This is a genomic window from Streptomyces sp. NPDC018031 (assembly GCF_044327625.1).
Taxonomy (GTDB): Bacteria; Actinomycetota; Actinomycetes; order Streptomycetales; family Streptomycetaceae; genus Streptomyces.
Map to the genome: position 1 here is coordinate 44,596 of NZ_JBIRFT010000005.1, position 16,974 is coordinate 61,569.

14 protein-coding genes are annotated in these 16,974 nt (G+C 73.1%); 8 read left to right on the forward strand and 6 right to left on the reverse strand.

The genetic code is table 11. The annotated features are described in order from the left end of the window. Positions 1-6 precede the first annotated feature (6 nt). Positions 7-963 (forward strand): helix-turn-helix transcriptional regulator, encoded by a 957-nt coding sequence (locus ACH4B3_RS14795; protein WP_398463212.1) that lies wholly within the window; start codon positions 7-9, stop codon positions 961-963. Here the strand turns inward: ACH4B3_RS14795 and ctaD are convergent. Then, entirely contained in the window at positions 932-2,641 is a 1,710-nt protein-coding gene (gene ctaD, locus ACH4B3_RS14800; protein WP_398463213.1) for a cytochrome c oxidase subunit I, read from the reverse strand. The genes ACH4B3_RS14795 and ctaD overlap by 32 nt on opposite strands. Positions 2,642-3,094: 453 nt before the next feature. Between ctaD and ACH4B3_RS14805 the strand changes: the two genes are divergently transcribed. Further along, positions 3,095-3,310 carry an I78 family peptidase inhibitor gene (locus tag ACH4B3_RS14805; RefSeq protein ID WP_398463214.1) on the forward strand — a complete coding sequence of 72 codons (216 nt, stop codon included), beginning with the start codon at positions 3,095-3,097 and terminating at the stop codon, positions 3,308-3,310. A gap of 112 nt (positions 3,311-3,422) precedes the next feature. Here ACH4B3_RS14805 and ACH4B3_RS14810 read toward each other — a convergent pair whose 3' ends face one another. Together ACH4B3_RS14810 and ACH4B3_RS14815 are read right to left on the reverse strand one after the other, a co-directional pair. Further along, positions 3,423-4,457 (reverse strand): phosphatase PAP2 family protein, encoded by a 1,035-nt coding sequence (locus ACH4B3_RS14810; RefSeq protein ID WP_398463215.1) that lies wholly within the window; start codon positions 4,455-4,457, stop codon positions 3,423-3,425. Between the two features lie 294 nt (positions 4,458-4,751). Beyond that, positions 4,752-5,930: a glycosyltransferase family 39 protein gene (locus tag ACH4B3_RS14815; protein WP_398463216.1), complete on the reverse strand. Its 1,179-nt coding sequence runs from the start codon at positions 5,928-5,930 to the stop codon at positions 4,752-4,754. A 323-nt stretch (positions 5,931-6,253) separates the two neighbouring features. On the opposite strand from ACH4B3_RS14815, the gene ACH4B3_RS14820 reads away from it, so the two are divergent. Both ACH4B3_RS14820 and ACH4B3_RS14825 read left to right on the forward strand, forming a co-directional pair. Beyond that, the gene (locus ACH4B3_RS14820) at positions 6,254-7,999 is read left to right on the forward strand and encodes an MFS transporter (RefSeq protein WP_398463217.1); all 1,746 of its coding nucleotides are present in this window, start codon (positions 6,254-6,256) and stop codon (positions 7,997-7,999) included. Between the two features lie 167 nt (positions 8,000-8,166). Next, positions 8,167-9,354, forward strand: a complete 1,188-nt coding sequence (locus tag ACH4B3_RS14825) for an acyl-CoA dehydrogenase family protein (protein WP_398463218.1) — start codon at positions 8,167-8,169, stop codon at positions 9,352-9,354. Between the two features lie 161 nt (positions 9,355-9,515). Here ACH4B3_RS14825 and ACH4B3_RS14830 read toward each other — a convergent pair whose 3' ends face one another. Next, complete coding sequence (locus tag ACH4B3_RS14830) at positions 9,516-9,950, reverse strand: cell division protein SepF (protein WP_398463219.1); 435 nt, start codon at positions 9,948-9,950, stop codon at positions 9,516-9,518. 397 nt (positions 9,951-10,347) lie between these two features. On the opposite strand from ACH4B3_RS14830, the gene ACH4B3_RS14835 reads away from it, so the two are divergent. From ACH4B3_RS14835 to ACH4B3_RS14850, 4 genes are all read left to right on the forward strand, one after another. Next, the gene (locus ACH4B3_RS14835) at positions 10,348-11,163 is read left to right on the forward strand and encodes a DUF1684 domain-containing protein (RefSeq protein WP_398463220.1); all 816 of its coding nucleotides are present in this window, start codon (positions 10,348-10,350) and stop codon (positions 11,161-11,163) included. 252 nt (positions 11,164-11,415) lie between these two features. Continuing rightward, positions 11,416-12,324, forward strand: coding sequence for a S1 family peptidase (locus ACH4B3_RS14840; RefSeq protein WP_398463221.1), 909 nt, complete (start codon positions 11,416-11,418; stop codon positions 12,322-12,324). A gap of 208 nt (positions 12,325-12,532) precedes the next feature. Beyond that, positions 12,533-13,480 (forward strand): slipin family protein, encoded by a 948-nt coding sequence (locus ACH4B3_RS14845; protein ID WP_398463222.1) that lies wholly within the window; start codon positions 12,533-12,535, stop codon positions 13,478-13,480. Between the two features lie 295 nt (positions 13,481-13,775). Then, on the forward strand, positions 13,776-14,846 hold the full coding sequence (locus ACH4B3_RS14850) for a S1 family peptidase (RefSeq protein WP_398463223.1): 1,071 nt from the start codon (positions 13,776-13,778) through the stop codon (positions 14,844-14,846). Positions 14,847-15,021: 175 nt separating this feature from the next. On the opposite strand, the gene ACH4B3_RS14855 is transcribed toward ACH4B3_RS14850, so the two are convergent. Together ACH4B3_RS14855 and ACH4B3_RS14860 are read right to left on the reverse strand one after the other, a co-directional pair. Then, positions 15,022-15,456 carry a subtilase-type protease inhibitor gene (locus tag ACH4B3_RS14855; RefSeq protein WP_398463224.1) on the reverse strand — a complete coding sequence of 145 codons (435 nt, stop codon included), beginning with the start codon at positions 15,454-15,456 and terminating at the stop codon, positions 15,022-15,024. A 377-nt stretch (positions 15,457-15,833) separates the two neighbouring features. Then, entirely contained in the window at positions 15,834-16,904 is a 1,071-nt protein-coding gene (locus tag ACH4B3_RS14860; RefSeq protein ID WP_398463225.1) for a DUF3533 domain-containing protein, read from the reverse strand. Positions 16,905-16,974: the final 70 nt, after the last annotated feature.

The following is a 16,974-nucleotide window of genomic DNA, read 5'->3' on the forward strand; positions in this document are numbered from 1 at the left end:
GGGACCATGTTGGAGACCTCGGCCCGTCTGCTCCGCCTGCTCTCACTGCTCCAGGCCCACCGCGAGTGGTCCGGAGCGGATCTCGCCGACCGGCTCGGGGTCACCCCGCGCACCGTCCGCCGGGACGTCGACCGGCTGCGCGAGCTGGGCTATCCGGTGCACTCGGCCCCCGGCACGGCCGGCGGCTACCGCCTGGGGGCGGGCGCCCGGCTGCCCCCGCTGCTGCTCGACGACGACGAGGCGGTCGCGGTCGCGGTCGGGCTGCGGCAGTCCGCGGGCGGCGGCGTCGAGGGGATCGAGGAGACCTCGGTACGCGCGCTCGCCAAGCTGGAGCAGGTGCTGCCGGACCGGTTGCGCCGACGGGTGGGCGCCCTGGCCGACTTCACCGTCCCGATGTTCGGCCGCACCGGTCCCGCCGTCGACCCCGAAGTGCTCACCGAACTGGCGAACGCCTGCCGGGACTTCGAACGGCTGCGCTTCGACTACCGCGACCACGCCGGGGACAGCACCCGGCGGACCGTCGAACCGCACCGGCTGGTCTGCGCCCAGCGCCGCTGGTACCTGGTCGCCTGGGACGTGGACCGGGCGGACTGGCGCACCTTCCGGGCCGACCGCATCACCCCCAGGCCGCCGCACGGGCCGCGGTTCACCCCGCGCGAGCCGCCCGCCGAGGATCTGGCCGGCTATGTCTCCCGGGGGGTGTCCACCGGGGCGTACGCCGAGCGGGCCACCGTGCTGCTGAAGGTGTCCGCCGAGGTGGCGGGGGAACGGATCTCGCCCTCCGCCGGGGTGCTGGAGCCGGTCGACGAGCACCACTGCCTGCTGCACACCGGTGCCCATCGCCTCGATGTGATGGTGCTGCACATCGTCCTGATGGGCTTCGACTTCGAGGTGCGCGAGCCCGTCGAGCTGACCGAGCACCTGCGGCGGATCAGGGACCGGCTGGACCGGGCCCTGGGCTGACCGTGCCCTGCGGGCTGAGCTGCGGTTCCTCCCGGTCCCGTGCCGCCACCTCCGGGTGGTGCAGGTCGAAGGCGGGCGACTCGCTGCGGATCCTGGGCAGGGTGTGGAAGTTGTGCCGGGGCGGCGGGCAGGAGGTCGCCCACTCCAGCGAGCGGCCGAAGCCCCAGGGGTCGTCCGCCTCGACCCGGACCCCGTACACCGCCGTCTTCCAGACGTTGTACAGGAACGGCAGGGTGGACAGCCCGAGCAGGAACGAGCCGATGGAGGAGACGGTGTTGAGCGTGGTGAAGCCGTCGGCCGCCAGGTAGTCGGCGTAGCGGCGCGGCATGCCCGACACACCCAGCCAGTGCTGCACCAGGAAGGTGCCGTGGAAGCCGGTGAACAGGGTCCAGAAGTGGATCTTCCCCAGCCGCTCGTCGAGGAGCTTCCCGGTGAACTTCGGCCACCAGAAGTAGAAGCCGGCGAACATCGCGAACACCACCGTGCCGAACACCACGTAGTGGAAGTGGCCCACCACGAAGTAGCTGTCGGTCACCTGGAAGTCCAGCGGCGGCGAGGCGAGGATGACGCCGGTGAGCCCGCCGAACAGGAAGCTGACCAGGAAGCCGGTGGACCACAGCATCGGGGTCTCGAAGGAGAGCGAGCCGCCGATCATCGTGCCGATCCAGTTGAAGAACTTGACGCCGGTCGGCACCGCGATGAGGAACGACAGCAGCGAGAAGAAGGGCAGCAGCACCGCGCCGGTCACGAACATGTGGTGGGCCCAGACCACCACCGACAGCCCGGTGATGGCCATGGTCGCGCCGACCAGCATCGCGTAGCCGAAGATCGGCTTGCGGGAGAAGACCGGGATGATCTCGGTGATGATGCCGAAGAACGGCAGCGCGATGATGTACACCTCGGGGTGGCCGAAGAACCAGAACAGGTGCTGCCAGAGCAGCGCGCCGCCGAACTGGGGCTCGAAGACCAGGGCCCCGAACCGCCGGTCCGCCTCCAGGCAGAGCAGCGCCGCGGCCAGCACCGGGAACGCCATCAGCACCAGGATCGAGGTGAACAGGACGTTCCAGGTGAACACCGGCATCCGGAACATTGTCATCCCCGGGGCGCGCATCCCGATGATGGTGGTCAGGAAGTTCACCGCGCCCAGGATGGTGCCGAAGCCGGCCAGCGCCAGGCCCATGATCCACAGGTCGGCACCGACCCCGGGACTCCGCACCGCGCTGTTCAGCGGGGCGTAGGCGGTCCAGCCGAAGTCGGCGCCGCCGGTGGGCACCAGCAGGCTGCCCACCACCATCAGTCCGCCGAGGAGGAACAGCCAGTACGACAGCATGTTCAGCCGGGGGAAGGCGACGTCCGGGGCGCCGATCTGCAGCGGCATGATCTCGTTGGCGAAGCCGGCGAAGGCCGGGGTGGCGAAGAGCAGCAGCATGATCGTGCCGTGCAGGGTGAACGCCTGGTCGAACTGCTCGACGGAGATGATCTGCATGCCCGGGCGGGCCAGCTCGGCGCGGATCAGCAGCGCCAGCACGCCGCCCGCGAGGAAGAAGCCGAACGCGGTGATCAGGTAGAGGTGCCCGATCTTCTTGTGGTCGGTGGTCGTCAGCCAGTCCACCACCACCCGGCCGCGCCCCGGGCGCCGTGCCGGACCGGGGGGTGCCTGCGCGGTGTCCGTGACCATCGTGGCTCCCTCGGCGTCAGCTGGCGGGCTGCGAGCTTTGGCCATGATGCGTGTCGCATCCCCTTTGTGCGAAGTCGCCTCACTCTTCCGCGCCAACAACGGTCCGAGTGGCGCAGTGCCCTGTGGAACAGGCCCTGGGCCGGTTGGCGAGATGTGTCGGAAGCGTGCGTTCCGTGTGCTCCGCGCACCGATATCCGGGCAGTGGTGGAATTTCCCGCGGGGCCCCGGCGGCGCATGCCGGGAAGGGGAATTCATTGTCCGGTGAGAGTTATGGGGAGAACGGAAGTCCGGACTTCCCGGCGCCTTCGGAAGGGCACGTTCGAGTGACCCGGGTAAGGGTGAACCGGCGCTCTTTTCTGTGACAGAAGTGTGACCCGTGGGGGACGTGGAAGGCATGGGGCCGTGCTTCGGCCCGGCTTCCGCCGCCCTCCGCGGCCGCCTACGGTGGCTGTCATGGCACCCGTACCGAATCACGCGCAGGAACCCGACGACGCCCCCGAGGGCTATGTCGGGCTGGACGCCGGCACCGCCGAGGAGCGGGCCCGGGCGTGCGGCTGGAGCACCGTCCGGCAACTGCCGCCGGGCGCGATCATCACCATGGAGTACCTGGCCGGCCGGCTCAACTTCGAGGTCGAGGACGGCCGGGTACGCCGCTCCTGGAAGGGCTGAGCCCGCACCGCCCGGTCCGGACACGCCGCGGCCCCGGGCCCCCTCCCGCAGGAGGTGGCCCGGGGCCGTCGTGGTCGCGGGCCGGGCGGGTGCGTACCGGGCCCGCCCGGCCTCAGCCGCCCACGGCGCGGCCGGGGCCCACCGGGGCCGCGGCGCGCGGGGCGCGGTCGGCGTGCGGCGGCCGCCGGCTGCCGGTCGGGGTCACCGGGACGCGCTCGGAGCGGACCGAGTACGGGCGGGTGGCGTGGTGCGGCCGCCCCTCGGTGGCGCGGGCGGTGGCCGCCCGGCCGCCGACCGTCACCGTCTCCCGGGCCGGCAACTCCTCGTCGTGCGCGGGCCGCGGGGTGCTCAGCGCGGGGACGGGCAGCTGCTTCGCGGCGGGTACCGGGGCCGGCACGGCGGGTACCGGAGCCGGTGGGGCGGCACCGCGCAGCCGGCGCCACACGGCCAGCAGCGGGCGCTCGGCCCAGGCCATCGCCGGCTCCAGCCAGGGCAGCGCGAGCAGCACCAGCAGCCCGGCCGCCCAGCCCAGCAGTACGTCGCTGACCCAGTGCGTGCCGAGGTAGACGGTGGTCATCCCCACGCCCAGGGCGAAGATCGCCGCGATGACCGAAGCCACCCGGCGGGCCTGCGGGGTGGTCGCCAGATAGGCGAGGACACCCCAGGTGACCACGGCGTTCGCGGTGTGACCCGAAGGAAATATATCGCCGTCGGCCCACATCTCGTTCGAGCCGACGGTGGTCGCGTAGTGCGGCCCGAGCCGCCCCATGCCGAGCTTCGCGGCGCCGACGGTGATGTTCAGCAGCAGCAGCGAGGTGCCCAGTACCAGCAGCGGCCGGAGGGTGTGCCGGCGCCAGGAGCACCAGCCCAGCCAGGCGGCGACGGCCACCGCCGTGGGACCGCGCTGGCCCAGGACCACGAAGTAGTCCAGGAAGGTGTGGAACTCCGGCCACTGCTTGTACGGGCGGAAGAGCATGACCTGCCAGTCGAGCTTCACCAGCCACGAGGTGGTGAGCACGCCGATCACGGTCGCCGCGTAGACCGCGAGAGTCGACCCGAGCAGCCAGCGGCGGACCCGGGTCATCCGCGGCGACGCGAGATCGGCGGGGCGTCCCTCCGGTCGAGGGAGCTTGTCATCGGTACGCACTCAATCGACGTTACATTGCGTCACAGGTCGCTTCTGTCGATCAGGTCGGTTTGTGATGACGATGTGATGTGGAGTGTGTCTCGTTCGAGACTTTGGAACAGTTGATTCCGCGAAATAAGGAAAACGTTAAGGGATTCCCGGAGAGGGCCATCCGGGTGAGTCCCGCGCCACCTTTTATGCTTTTCGCGTCAGAAGGTTTATCGCTGATTGGCCTTCACGTTCCATGGAGTTTCCCTGGGTGTCGCCTGCCGCTCGGGCCGGTTCCCGGCGCCGGACCTCGTGCCCGCACCGGCCTCACGGGGGACCCGAGCCGTGCAGCCAGAAGGCCCCGTAGACCGCGGAACCCACCGCCACCACGGCCACCACCGGCCACGCCCGTGCCGGGCGCCACCGGCCCAGGGCCGCCGCCGGCGGCAGCAGCAGGGGGAAGGCGGGTATCAGCAGGCGCGGTTTCGAGCCGAAGTACCCCTTCGCCGCGAGTGCCAGGGTCAGCACCACCCCGGCGTAGACCAGCAGCGGCAGCGGAAGGCGGCTCCGCACCCCGAGCGCGAAGAGCCACAGCAGCAGCCCCACCCCGATCAGCAGCGCGGCCCCGGCGAGGAAGCCCGGGGAGAAGAGCCGCTCCAGGATGAACCCGGCGAACGCGAGACCGCCGTCGAAACCGTTCCCCCAGCCGGCCTGCACATCGAGATATCCGGTGACGCTGCCGGTCCGCACCCCGACCCAGACGAAGTAGCCGACCCAGCCCAGCGGGGCCAGCGCCACCCCGGCCAGCAGCGGCCACTCCCGCCGCCAGGCCCGGCGCCGGCCGGCGTCCCGCCACAGCTCGGCCGCCGCCGTGATCCACACCGCCGCCACCACCGCGGCGCCCACCGGACGGGTCAGCCCGGCCAGCGCCGCCAGGACGCCGGCGGCCACCCAGCGGCGGGCGAGCAGCGCGTACACCCCCCACGCCGCCAGCGCGGTGAACAGCGACTCCGAGTAGGCCATCGACTGGACGACGCCGACCGGCAGCGCCGCCCACAGCGCGACGAGCATCACACCGGCGCGGCTGCCGGCGACCCGCTCCCCGACCGCGAACAGCGCCCACGCGGCGAAGACCGAGGCGACCGCGCTCACCAGCAGGCCGGTGTCCGCCGCGGACAGCGGGGACACGGCCGCGCCCAGCCGCTCCAGCCAGGGCAGCATCGGGAAGAACGCCAGGTCGGAGTGGACCGAGCCGTCCGGCATCGGCACCGAGTGGCCGTAGCCGCCTTCCGCGATCCGGGAGTACCACAGGGAGTCCCAGCGCCGGGCGAGCAGCTGATGGGCGTCGCGGTCCGCGACCGCGGCCCAGATCCCCAGAACCACCAGGCCGAGCAGTCGCGTCCCCGCATACACCAGCAGTGCCGGCGCGGCCCGGCGCAGGGCGGTCCGCACCGCGCCGTCGCCGGGGCTCCGTGTGATGGCGGGGGGCGGAGCCAGATCGGTCATGATCTTGATTATCGGGCATCGCGACTCCCCGCCGGCCCGCCGGTGGGCGACGGCCGCCCGGGAGGGAGCGGCCCGCCGGGGCGGGGGAGCGGGGCCCGTGGGAGGCGGTGGCGAGGGCCGGCGACGGGGGTCGGCGGCGGTGGCGGCGCCCGCCGCCGCGCTGCGAGGTGGGTCTCAAGATGACCTGGGGCATACGGCGCACACGTGGACTCGCGTACTCTGACGTCTCACTCGCCTATGCCACCGGGCCGCCGGGACCACGTCGTCCGTGTTCCCCGCCTCGCCCGGTCTCGGTCGCGAGCGCAAGACAGGGAGGTGCGTACATGTCCGGGACGACCACGGCCGGCAATCGGCGGACGGCGGGCGTTCCCCGGCAACGGCGCGGTACGGACGCGAGTGGCAACGCCAACCGCTGGTTCGTGCTCGTCGTGCTCTGCGTCAGCCTGCTGCTCGTCGCCGTCGACGGCACGGTGCTGCATGTCGCGGTCCCCGCCGTCAGCGAGGACCTGCGGCCCGGCGCCATCGAGCTGCTGTGGATCGTCGACGCCTATCCGCTGGTCTGTGCCTCGCTGCTGATCCTCTTCGGCACCCTGGGCGACCGGGTGGGGCGCCGCCGCATCCTGCTCTTCGGCTACGCGCTGTTCGGCGCCGCCTCGGCACTCGCGGCCTTCGCGGGCTCGCCGCAGATCCTCATCGTGGCCAGGGCACTGCTCGGCGTCGGTGGCGCCATGATCATGCCAGCCACGCTGTCGATCCTGCGACAGGTTTTCCCCGACCGGCGGGAACGCGCCCTGGCCATCGGCATCTGGAGCGCCGTCGCCGGTATAGGCGCGGCCGGCGGTCCGCTGCTCGGCGGCTTCCTGCTGGAGCACTTCTGGTGGGGCTCGGTCTTCCTGATCAACATCCCGCTGATGGTCGTCGCGCTGCCGGTGGGACGCTGGCTGCTGCCGGAGTCGGCCGGGGACCGGAACGGCCCCTGGGACGTCCTCGGCGCCGTGATGGCCGCGGTCGGTCTGGCCTCGCTGGTGCTGGGCGTCAAGCGGCTGGGCAGCGGCGAGGCCCTGCTGGAACCGGCCACTCTCGGCCCGATGGCCCTGGGGGCCACCCTGCTCGCCGCCTTCGTCCGGAGGCAGCGGCGCCGCACCCACCCCCTGGTGGACCTCACGCTCTTCACCCGCCCCGCCTTCGGGATATCCGTCGGCTGCATCGTGCTGGCGCTGCTGGCGCTGGTCGGCCTGGAACTGGTCGCCGCCCAGTACCTCCAGCTGGTCCTGGGCCTGACCCCGCTGGAGACCGGCCTGCGGCTGCTGCCGCTCACCTGCGCCGCCATGGCGGCGGGCATCGTCGGGTCGCGCATGCTCCACCGGCTGGGACCGCGCACCATGGTCGCCACCGGATTCCTGCTCACCGCGCTGGCCGTGGCCTCGCTCACCTTCATGGGACAGTCCGACCGGCCGCTGCTGCTCCTCGGCGGGTTCGTCGTCCTCGGCTTCGGCCTGCAGATGACCCTCTTCGGCAGCTACGAGTCCATGCTCAGCGAGGCGCCCCCCGAGTCCGCGGGCGGTGCCGCGGCCATCGGCGAGACCTCGTACCAGCTCGGCGCGGGTGCGGGCATCGCCCTCCTGGGCAGTGTGATGAACGCCGCGTACGCGCCCGGGGTGCCCTCGGTGCCGGGCGTCCCGGGCCACGACCTCACCACCGCCCGGGAGTCGATCGGCGAGGCGTACGACGTGGCGGACCGGCTCGGCGGCCAGGTCGGCGGCGCGTTGCGCGCCGCCGCCCGCGAGTCCTTCGTCCACGGTCTGCACGTCACCATGGCGGTCAGCGCCGCGCTGCTGGTGATCGGCGCGCTGGCCGCGCTGCGGCTGCCGCGCGCGATGGAGTGCGGGTCCGTGCCGGACGGCACGGACCCGGCGCACGGCGAGACCCCGGCGGCCACCGGGGACGCCGCCGGCGCCCCGGAGCGGACTCCCCCCGGGCGGGACGACGGCGGGGACGGCAACGGGCGGGACGACGGGCGGGAACCCGCCCGGGAGCGCGCCGGGGCCAGCGCGGAGCGCCCCCGCTGACCCCGCCCACCGGGCCTCCGGGCCGCCGGGCCGGCCGGCCCGCGGCCGGTTCCCGCGCGGCCGGGACGGCGCCGGACGGCCGGCGGACCGGGCGGGTCTGGACGCGGGGGCTTACCCGGCCGTAGCGTCGGCGGGAGCCGTGAAGATCCCCAGCCGGAGGCGCACCCATGTCCGCGAGTAGCTTGCCGCCGTTCGACCCGACCGACCCGCTGGGCATCGACGACCTGCTGGATCCCGAGGAGCTCGCGGTCCGGGACACCGTCCGGCAGTGGGCCGCCGACCGGGTGCTGCCGCACATCGCCGACTGGTACGAGCGGGGCGAACTGCCCGGGATCCGGGAGCTCGCCCGCGAACTCGGTTCGATCGGCGCCCTCGGCATGACGCTCCAGGGGTACGGCTGCGCGGGCGCCAGCGCGGTGCAGTACGGCCTGGCCTGCCTGGAGCTGGAAGCCGCCGACTCGGGCATCCGGTCCCTGGTCTCGGTACAGGGGTCCCTGGCGATGTACGCCATCCACCGCTTCGGCTCCGAGGAGCTCAAGGAGCGCTGGCTGCCGGGCATGGCGGCGGGCGAGATCATCGGCTGCTTCGGCCTGACCGAGCCGGACCACGGCTCCGACCCGGCCGGCATGCGCACCTACGCCAAGCGGGACGGCTCGGACTGGGTGCTCAACGGCCGCAAGATGTGGATCACCAACGGCTCGGTGGCCGGGGTCGCGGTGGTGTGGGCCCGCACCGACGAGGGCATCCGGGGCTTCGCCGTTCCCACCGACGCACCCGGGTTCTCCGCCCCCGAGATCACCCACAAGTGGTCGCTGCGGGCCTCGGTCACCAGCGAGCTGGTGCTGGACGACGTGCGGTTGCCGGCCGACGCGGTGCTGCCCGGGGTGACCGGGCTGCGCGGTCCGCTCAACTGTCTCGGCCACGCCCGCTACGGAATCGTCTGGGGTGCCATGGGCGCGGCGCGGGCCAGCTTCGACAGCGCCCTGGAGTACTCCCGGACCCGGGAGCAGTTCGGCAGGCCGATCGGCGGCTTCCAGCTCACCCAGGCCAAGCTCGCCGACATGGCGGTGGAACTCCACAAGGGGGTGCTGCTCGCCCACCACCTCGGGCGGCGGATGGACGCCGGGCGGCTCCGCCCCGAGCAGGTCAGCTTCGGCAAGCTCAACAACGTCCGGGAGGCGATCGAGATCTGCCGCACCGCCCGTACGATCCTGGGCGCCAACGGGATCTCGCTGGAGTACCCGGTGATGCGGCACGCGACCAACCTGGAGTCGGTGCTCACCTACGAGGGCACCGTCGAGATGCACCAACTGGTGCTGGGCAAGGCCCTCACCGGCCTCGACGCGTTCCGCTGAGCGCTGCCGGCGCGGGCGCCGGCTCAGCCGCGGCGCGGGGCCCCGGCGGGGGAGGCTCGGGGGAGCCGGACGCCCTCCGGGCCCGGTGTTCCGCCGGCCCCGCGGGGGCGTACCGGCCGCCGGACGGGGCCGTGCCGGCCCGGCCCGGGGCGGCACGGCCCTCAGCTCTGGTTGAAGAACCCGCCGGTGCCGCGGCCGCTCTCACCGCTCACGATCCGGTAGTCCGCGGGGGTGAGCAGGAAGACCCGGGTGGCCACCCGCTCGATGGAGCCGCGGAGGCCGAAGGTGAGCCCCGCGGCGAAGTCCACCACCCGCTTGGCGTCCGTGGGCTCCATGGCCGTGAGGTTCACGATCACCGGGACGCCGTCCCGGAACAGCTCCCCGATGGTGCGGGCGTCCCGGAAGCCGTCCGGGGTCACCGTCGCGATGCGGGTGCCCTGGTCCTGCGCGGTCCGGTCGGTGACCCGGACCCGGGGGTCGGTCACCCAGGCGTCGCTGGGCTCGGGCCCCTCGGCGTAGTCGTCGTCGTAGTAGCGCTCGTCATCGCTGTCGTCGACGAGGCCAAGCCAAGCACTCGCCTTGCGCACCGATCCCATGGACGCCTCCTCTCACCAACGGTCTGTACTGTCCGCCCCTCCATGGTCCTCCATGATGTGGATGATGCGCCAAGTGGTTAGCCGCCGCACAGGGGTTTCGTAACGGTACTGGTGCAGAACGATTGTCTGCTGATCAGAGTTCCTCCTGCACAACGGGACTGACGGGGCGACGGGCGGACTCCACCGAGCCGGACGGGTGACGTCGGCGGCATACGGGTGATGGAGAGACCCTGCCCGGGATTATCCGACGTACTCGGTCCGGCCCGAGGAAGGCGTGCGCGCCGAACCGTTGGCGCATGTGTGCGGGGGATGCCTCGCGCCGGGTACCGGCCGGCGGCCGGACTTCCGGCGCGGAGCAGCGCCGTCGGGTCCGGGCGGGATGTGGCAGGGTGCGGGCATGGGCACCCCGACATCCGCGGACCGGACGGACGACGACGCGCGACGCCAGTGGCGGTCCTGGCGCCGGGCCCGGGAGGAGGCGGTCTCCGCTCCCGGCGGGCCGCTCGCGCTCACCGGTACCCACTGGCTGGACGACGCCGCGCCCGGCGGCGAACTGCCCGGGGTGCCCGGCCGGTGGGCGGTGGACGGCGAGGAGTTGGTGCTGAGCGCCGCGGCGGCCGACGGGCTGCGCGTGGACGGGCGGCCGCTCGACGGGACGGCGCGGCTGGGCACCGACGCCGGGCCGGAATCCGCCCGGGTGACCAGCGGTGCGCGGCGGCTGGTGGTGCTGCGCCGGGAGGGCCGGTGGGCGGTGCGCGTCTTCGACCCCGACGCGCCGGCCCGGCACGCGTTCCGCGGCATCGACGCCTTCGGGTACGACGCGCGGTGGGCGGTGCCCGCGGTGTACCGGCCGTACCCGGACAGCCGGGCGGTCCGGGTGGCGAACGCCGACGGGCGGCGGCGCGGCCTCCACCTGGCGGGCGAGGTCGTCTTCACGGTCGGCGGCGCCGAGCACCGGCTCGCCGCGGTGGCCGAGGACGACGGCGCGCTGTGGATCGTCCTCGCCGACGGCACCAGCGGCGGGAGCAGCTACCGGTTCCGCTTCCTGCGGCCGGGGGTGCCCGGGCCGGACGGGGCACTCACCCTGGACTTCAACCGCGCGCTGCTGCCGCCGTGCGCCTTCGCCGACCACTTCATCTGCCCGTTCCCGCCGCCCGGCAACACCCTGCCCTTCGACGTCCCCGCGGGCGAGCGGAACCTGACGGGCGGCTGATCCGTCGGACCGGACGACCCGAGGGGAAGCAGGGGTGCGCGCAGCCCCGGCGGCCGACGAGCCGCCGGGGCCATGCCGCTGTGCGGTGAGCCATGTCCGTTTCGCGGTCTTGCGTTGGTCGGACCGCTGCGCGAATACTTCCCGCAGCGCTTGTCAGGAACACGGCAGAAGCGGAGTCCGCCGTGTGCCCGACTGCGCCTCACGGGCCCGCTCCCCACCCACGGCGGACCCCCGATTCCTTCGGAGGAAGAGTTGAGGATCAAGCGCACCACCCCCCGCGCGGGCGTCGCCGGACGCGCCAAGCTGATCGCCGCCACCTCGGTGATCGTGGCCACCGCCGCGGTCGCCGTCCCGGCCGCCGCCAGCGCCTCGGACAGCTCGGCCCGCACCTACACCGCCGCGGAGGCCAAGGTCGCCGGTGAAGCGGTGCTCGACGCCGACGTGGCCGGGACCGCCTGGTATGTCGACAAGGAGACGAACACCCTTGTCGTCACCGCTGACAGCACCGTCTCCCGGGCGGAGATAGCCCGGATCAAGAAGGCCGCCGGTGACAACGCCGGTGCCATCGAGATCAAGCGCACCCCCGGCACGTTCACCAAGCTGATCTCCGGCGGTGACGCCATCTACTCGGGCACCGGCCGCTGCTCGCTCGGCTTCAACGTCCGCAACAGCAGCGGGGCCAACTACTTCGTGACCGCCGGGCACTGCACCGACGGCGCGAGCACCTGGTATGCCAACTCCGGACGGACCACGGTCATCGGCCCGACCGCCGGCTCCAGCTTCCCGACCAACGACTACGGGCTGGTTCGCTACAGCGGCTCGGTCACGCCCTCCGGCACCGTCGGCAGCCAGGACATCACCCGCGCCGCCAACCCGACCGTCGGTCAGACGGTGACCCGGCGCGGCAGCACCACCGGCACCCACAGCGGCCGGGTCACCGCGCTGAACGCCACCGTGAACTACGGCGGCGGCGACGTCGTCTACGGCATGATCCAGACCACCGTCTGCGCCGAGCCCGGCGACAGCGGCGGCCCGCTGTACTCCGGTACCACCGCGCTCGGGCTCACCTCCGGCGGCAGCGGCAACTGCAGCTCCGGCGGTACGACCTTCTTCCAGCCGGTGGTCGAGGCGCTGAACGCGTACCGCGTGAGCGTCTACTGATCAGTCGCCCGCCCACCCCATGACCGGCCGGTCATGACCAGCGGTACCTGCCGTCGACAGCAGGGGAGCCCCCGCCCGGGACGCCGGGCGGGGGCTCGTCCGTGTGCGATGGCCTCCCCGCCGTCGCCCTCGCAGGATTATCGTGGATGAAAGCCACTAATGGAGCAATGAGGGCATCGCTCGCGATACGGACGGGCAGGTGGGCGCGATGGTCGGCGAGCTCGTGACAGCAGTGGTCGTGGCACTGGTGGGGGCCGCGGCCTACGCCCTGGCGGCGGCCCGGGTGGTCAAGCAGTACGAGCGGGGCGTGGTGTTCCGGCTCGGCAGGCTCCGTTCCGCGGTCCGCCCGCCCGGATTCACCATGATCGTTCCGCTCGTGGACCGGCTCCGCAAGGTGAACATGCAGATCGTGACGATGCCGGTGCCCGCCCAGGAGGGCATCACCCGGGACAACGTCACGGTGCGGGTGGACGCGGTCGTCTACTTCAAGGTCGTCGACCCCGCCGACGCCGTCGTGCAGGTGGAGGACTACCGGTTCGCGGTCTCCCAGATGGCCCAGACCTCGCTGCGCTCCATCATCGGCAAGAGCGACCTGGACGACCTGCTCTCGGACCGGGAGAAGCTCAACCAGGGCCTGGAGCTGATGATCGACAGCCCGGCGGTGGGCTGGGGCGTGCACATCGACCGGGTCGAGATCAAGGACGTCTCGCTGCCGGAGACGATGAAGCGGTCCATGGCCCGGCAGGCGGAGGCGGACCGGGAGCGGCGGGCGCGCGTGATCAACGCGGACGCCGAGCTGCAGGCGTCCAGGAAACTGGCGGAGGCGGCCTCCCAGATGGCCGACACGCCCTCCGCGCTGCAACTGCGGCTGCTGCAGACGGTGATGGCGGTGGCCGCCGAGAAGAACTCGACCCTGGTGCTCCCCATCCCGGTCGAGCTGCTGCGCTTCCTGGAGCGGGAGCGGGGCGGACAGCCGGGGGAGTCGTCGCGGGACCCGGCGCGCGGTGAGCAGCGCTCGGGTGAGTCGCACCCGGACGGACCGCGCCCCGCGATCGCGGGCCGGGAGGAGGCCCAGGCCCGCGCCGGGGCGACGGCGCAGCGGTATCCCGACGTCGCCGCCGCCGGCGGAGCCCGGCCCGGGCGGCCGGCCGGATAGCGGAAGGGGACGGGCGGCTACCGGACAGTTACAGCCGTCACCCGTCGTCGATCCGCCGACCGCGCTCCGTGCCCGCGCCGTGTCCCACGTGCGCGGGCACCGGTGCGCCCGCGGCATCGGAGCGCGGTCGACCCTCGCTCGGCTGACCCGAACGCGACCTTGTGTGCGCCCCGGAGGGCTCGGAATACTCGACGGGCAGTTGGCATGGACGCGACTTCGGATGGCGTCCATGTCCACCAGCCCTCCGGGCCGGGCACCCCACTGCCGGGCCCATCCCCCCACTGGAGGTTCTGAGTTGAAGCACCGACGCATACCCCGGCGCCGCGCGGTCGTGGCCGGCGCGAGCGTGGCGGCCTTCGCCGTCGCGGCCCTCACCCTGCAGAACGCCAACGCGGCACCCGCCGGGCCGGACACCCTCTCGGTCACCGCCGCAGGCGAGCTCGCCACCGGTCTCACCGCATCCCTCGGGGATGACGCGGCCGGCTCCTACTACGACGCCGAGGCCAGGAAGCTCGTGGTCAACGTGGTGGACCGGGACGCCGCGGAGCGGGTCCGGGACGCGGGCGCCGAGCCCCGGCTGGTGGAGCACTCGCTCGCCCGGCTGGACGCGGCCCGCGCCACACTGAAGGCCAAGGCCACCATCCCCGGCACCTCCTGGGCGATGGACCCCCGGACCAACACGGTCGTCGTCACCGCCGACCGCACGGTGCGGGGCGCCGGGCTCGCCCGGCTCGACAAGGTCGCCGACTCGCTGGGGGACCGGGTCCAGGTTCGGCGCTCGGCCGGCGCCTTCCGCCCGCTCATCGAGGGCGGCGACGCCATCTGGGGCGGCGGCGGCCGCTGCTCGCTCGGGTTCAACGTGGTCAAGGACGGCCAGCCGTACTTCCTGACCGCCGGGCACTGCACCGAGTCGATCAGCAGCTGGTCGGAGTCCCAGGGCGGTCCCGAGATCGGGGCCAACGAGGGCAGCAGCTTCCCCGGTGACGACTACGGGCTGGTGAAGTACACCGCCGAGGTCGAGCACCCGAGCGCGGTCGACCTGTACGACGGCAACACCCAGGCCATCGCCTCGGCGGGGGAGGCCACGGTCGGCCAGCAGGTGCAGCGCAGCGGCAGCACCACCCAGGTGCACGACGGTGAGGTCACCGCGCTGAACGCCACCGTCAACTACCAGGAGGGCACCGTCGAGGGCCTGATCCAGACCACCGTGTGCGCGGAGCCGGGGGACAGCGGCGGCTCGCTCTTCGCGGGCGACACGGCGCTGGGCCTCACCTCCGGTGGCAGCGGTGACTGCTCCTCGGGCGGCGAGACCTTCTTCCAGCCGGTCACCGAGGCCCTCTCGGCGTACGGGGCCGAGATCGGCTGACCCTTCGCGGGCCGTCGGCACGCGGAGCGGTGACGACCCTCGGCGAGCCGGTGGGTGAGCGGCCCGCGACCGGTCCCATGGAACGGGGAGGCCCCCGGACACCCTGCATGTGTCCGGGGGCCTCTTCCTGCGGGGAGGGCAGGACCGTGGGATCAGCGGTGACTCGAACCGGTGATCAGAACGCGAAGACCGGGCTCGTCGACTGCATCACGCAGCTGTTCGAGAAGGTGTGCGTGTACCGGATCGAGCGGCCCTCCCAGACGCCCTGCGCGGTCACCACCACCGGCCGGTAGTCCTTGGTACAGAACGTGCCCGGCGCGGTGCCCGCGGCCTGCAGCACCGTGAAGTCGCCCTGGACCCGGTCGAGTTCGGCGCACGCCTCGGCGGGTGCCGGGTGCGTCCCGACCGCCTTCGGGTTGCAGCTCAGCGTCACCGCGCGCTGTACCGTGGCCGTCCGGGCGTCCTCCCCGTATCCGATGGTGAGGACCAGCGCGGAGGGCGCGTACAGACTGCGCGGCTGCGCCTGTTCGGCGCTCGCGCCGCCGGCGGTCACCAGGCAGCCCATGGTCAGGGCGGCACCCAGGCCGATCGCTCCAGCGATCTTCCGCATTTCGAACACTCCCTTGCTCGCGGTTGCAGATACCGGACGGGAGTCTTGCCCAAGTGGGCGTCGAGTGCATCTCGAACGATCGCTTCCGGTCACGGTCGGCAATCACATAGTGGCTGATTGTGTCGTTCCGATGGCTGGTATCTCTCCGTATATCACCTGTCCACCCACCGTCATGTGACGTGCGACCGGCGTGCCGTGGGTAACCGGGCGACCGCTCCGTGTCACCGGCCGGTACGGGGGGTGCGGGTCGGCCGGACCGGCTCGACCGGAAACCGCCGTTAGCGGGATGCCGCGACAGGCCGGATTCGGGTGGGTTCGCGGCTGTGTGTCCCCTCCTCGTGGGGGTCCGCCCGCGGTGCCGGCCGGCGCGGCGGAGTTCACCCGTAGGGGTGGTCGGGGGCCCGCGGCACCAGCTCCGGACTCTGGTGGGTGCGGCCCCGCAGCGCCGAGGAGAGCAGGGTGAGCAGCGTCCCCGCGGCCGCCCACGCGGCCAGTACCAGCAGCGGACCGGTGACCGCGTTGCCCTGGAAGTACGCGATCGAACGGGCGGTCCAGACGCCGGCGCCCGGTGGCAGCGCGGGCCCGATCGTCCGCCAGAAGTCCGGCAGCAGCGGGTACGGGTACGCCCCGCCCGCGCTGGGGTTGCCGAGGACCACCACGAGCAGGATGGCCACCCCGATGCCGACCACGCCCAGGAGCCCCTGGAGCGCCAGGGTCGCCGCGCCCACCGCGAAGACCACCAGGGCGCCCAGCCCCCACAGCGCGAAGAGGCTGCCGGGCAGCGCGTCCAGAACCGGGCCCGCGATGATCGCCCCGCCCAGCCCGGAGAGGGCGGCGTACAGCGCGAGCACGCCGAGCCGGACGGTGGCCCGGCGGGGCGTGGCGGGGCGGGCCCCGGCGCTGATCGCCAGCGCCGCGGCGCACAGGTAACCGCCCACGCACCAGCCGATCACCAGGTAGAACGCGGACAGCGCGCGGGAGTCGCCACTGCTCGCCGGGGCCACGTCGGTGGTGGCCAGGGAGCGGCGCTCGGCCCGCTCCACCTGGCGGACCACCTGCTCGACGGCCTGCGCGAGGGACGCCCCCGCGCCCCCGGCGACCAGCAGCCGGTCCCGGGTGCCGCGCGGGTCCACCACGAGCGCCGCGTCGGTCTCCCGGTGCCGGATCCGGTGCACCGCCTCGGCCTCGTCCTGGACCGGGTGCGCGTCGAGCGGCTCGCCGGACAGGTCGTCGAGGTTCCGCACCAGCTCGCCGCGGGTCTGCTCGGGGGCGACCACGGCGAGATCCACCCGGTGCGGCTCGGGGCGGTGGAAGGCGCCCAGGTACGAGGTGACGAACGCCAGCTGGATCGCCAGCACGCCGATCACCAGCAGCGCGGCGCGCCTGGTCACGGCGCCCCCGCCCCCCGCGCGGTAGGAGAGGTGGGTGGCAGTGCTCGTGGGGGTCATGCTGGCTCCTCGCCGCGCCGTCCGTCCGGTGCCGGTGTCTGACACATGGTGTGCAGGCGGCGGCGGTCAG

Excerpts from the sequence above, each read along its gene's own strand:
- ACH4B3_RS14815 (WP_398463216.1), bottom strand. The coding sequence starts at position 5,930 with ATGACCGATCTGGCTCCGCCCCCCGCCATCACACGGAGCCCCGGCGAC.
- ACH4B3_RS14805 (WP_398463214.1), top strand. The coding sequence starts at position 3,095 with ATGGCACCCGTACCGAATCACGCGCAGGAACCCGACGACGCCCCCGAG.
- ACH4B3_RS14820 (WP_398463217.1), top strand. The coding sequence starts at position 6,254 with ATGTCCGGGACGACCACGGCCGGCAATCGGCGGACGGCGGGCGTTCCC.
- ACH4B3_RS14830 (WP_398463219.1), bottom strand. The coding sequence starts at position 9,950 with ATGGGATCGGTGCGCAAGGCGAGTGCTTGGCTTGGCCTCGTCGACGAC.
- ACH4B3_RS14825 (WP_398463218.1), top strand. The coding sequence starts at position 8,167 with ATGTCCGCGAGTAGCTTGCCGCCGTTCGACCCGACCGACCCGCTGGGC.
- ACH4B3_RS14835 (WP_398463220.1), top strand. The coding sequence starts at position 10,348 with ATGGGCACCCCGACATCCGCGGACCGGACGGACGACGACGCGCGACGC.
- ACH4B3_RS14855 (WP_398463224.1), bottom strand. The coding sequence starts at position 15,456 with ATGCGGAAGATCGCTGGAGCGATCGGCCTGGGTGCCGCCCTGACCATG.
- ctaD (WP_398463213.1), bottom strand. The coding sequence starts at position 2,641 with ATGGTCACGGACACCGCGCAGGCACCCCCCGGTCCGGCACGGCGCCCG.
- ACH4B3_RS14860 (WP_398463225.1), bottom strand. The coding sequence starts at position 16,904 with ATGACCCCCACGAGCACTGCCACCCACCTCTCCTACCGCGCGGGGGGC.
- ACH4B3_RS14795 (WP_398463212.1), top strand. The coding sequence starts at position 7 with ATGTTGGAGACCTCGGCCCGTCTGCTCCGCCTGCTCTCACTGCTCCAG.
- ACH4B3_RS14845 (WP_398463222.1), top strand. The coding sequence starts at position 12,533 with ATGGTCGGCGAGCTCGTGACAGCAGTGGTCGTGGCACTGGTGGGGGCC.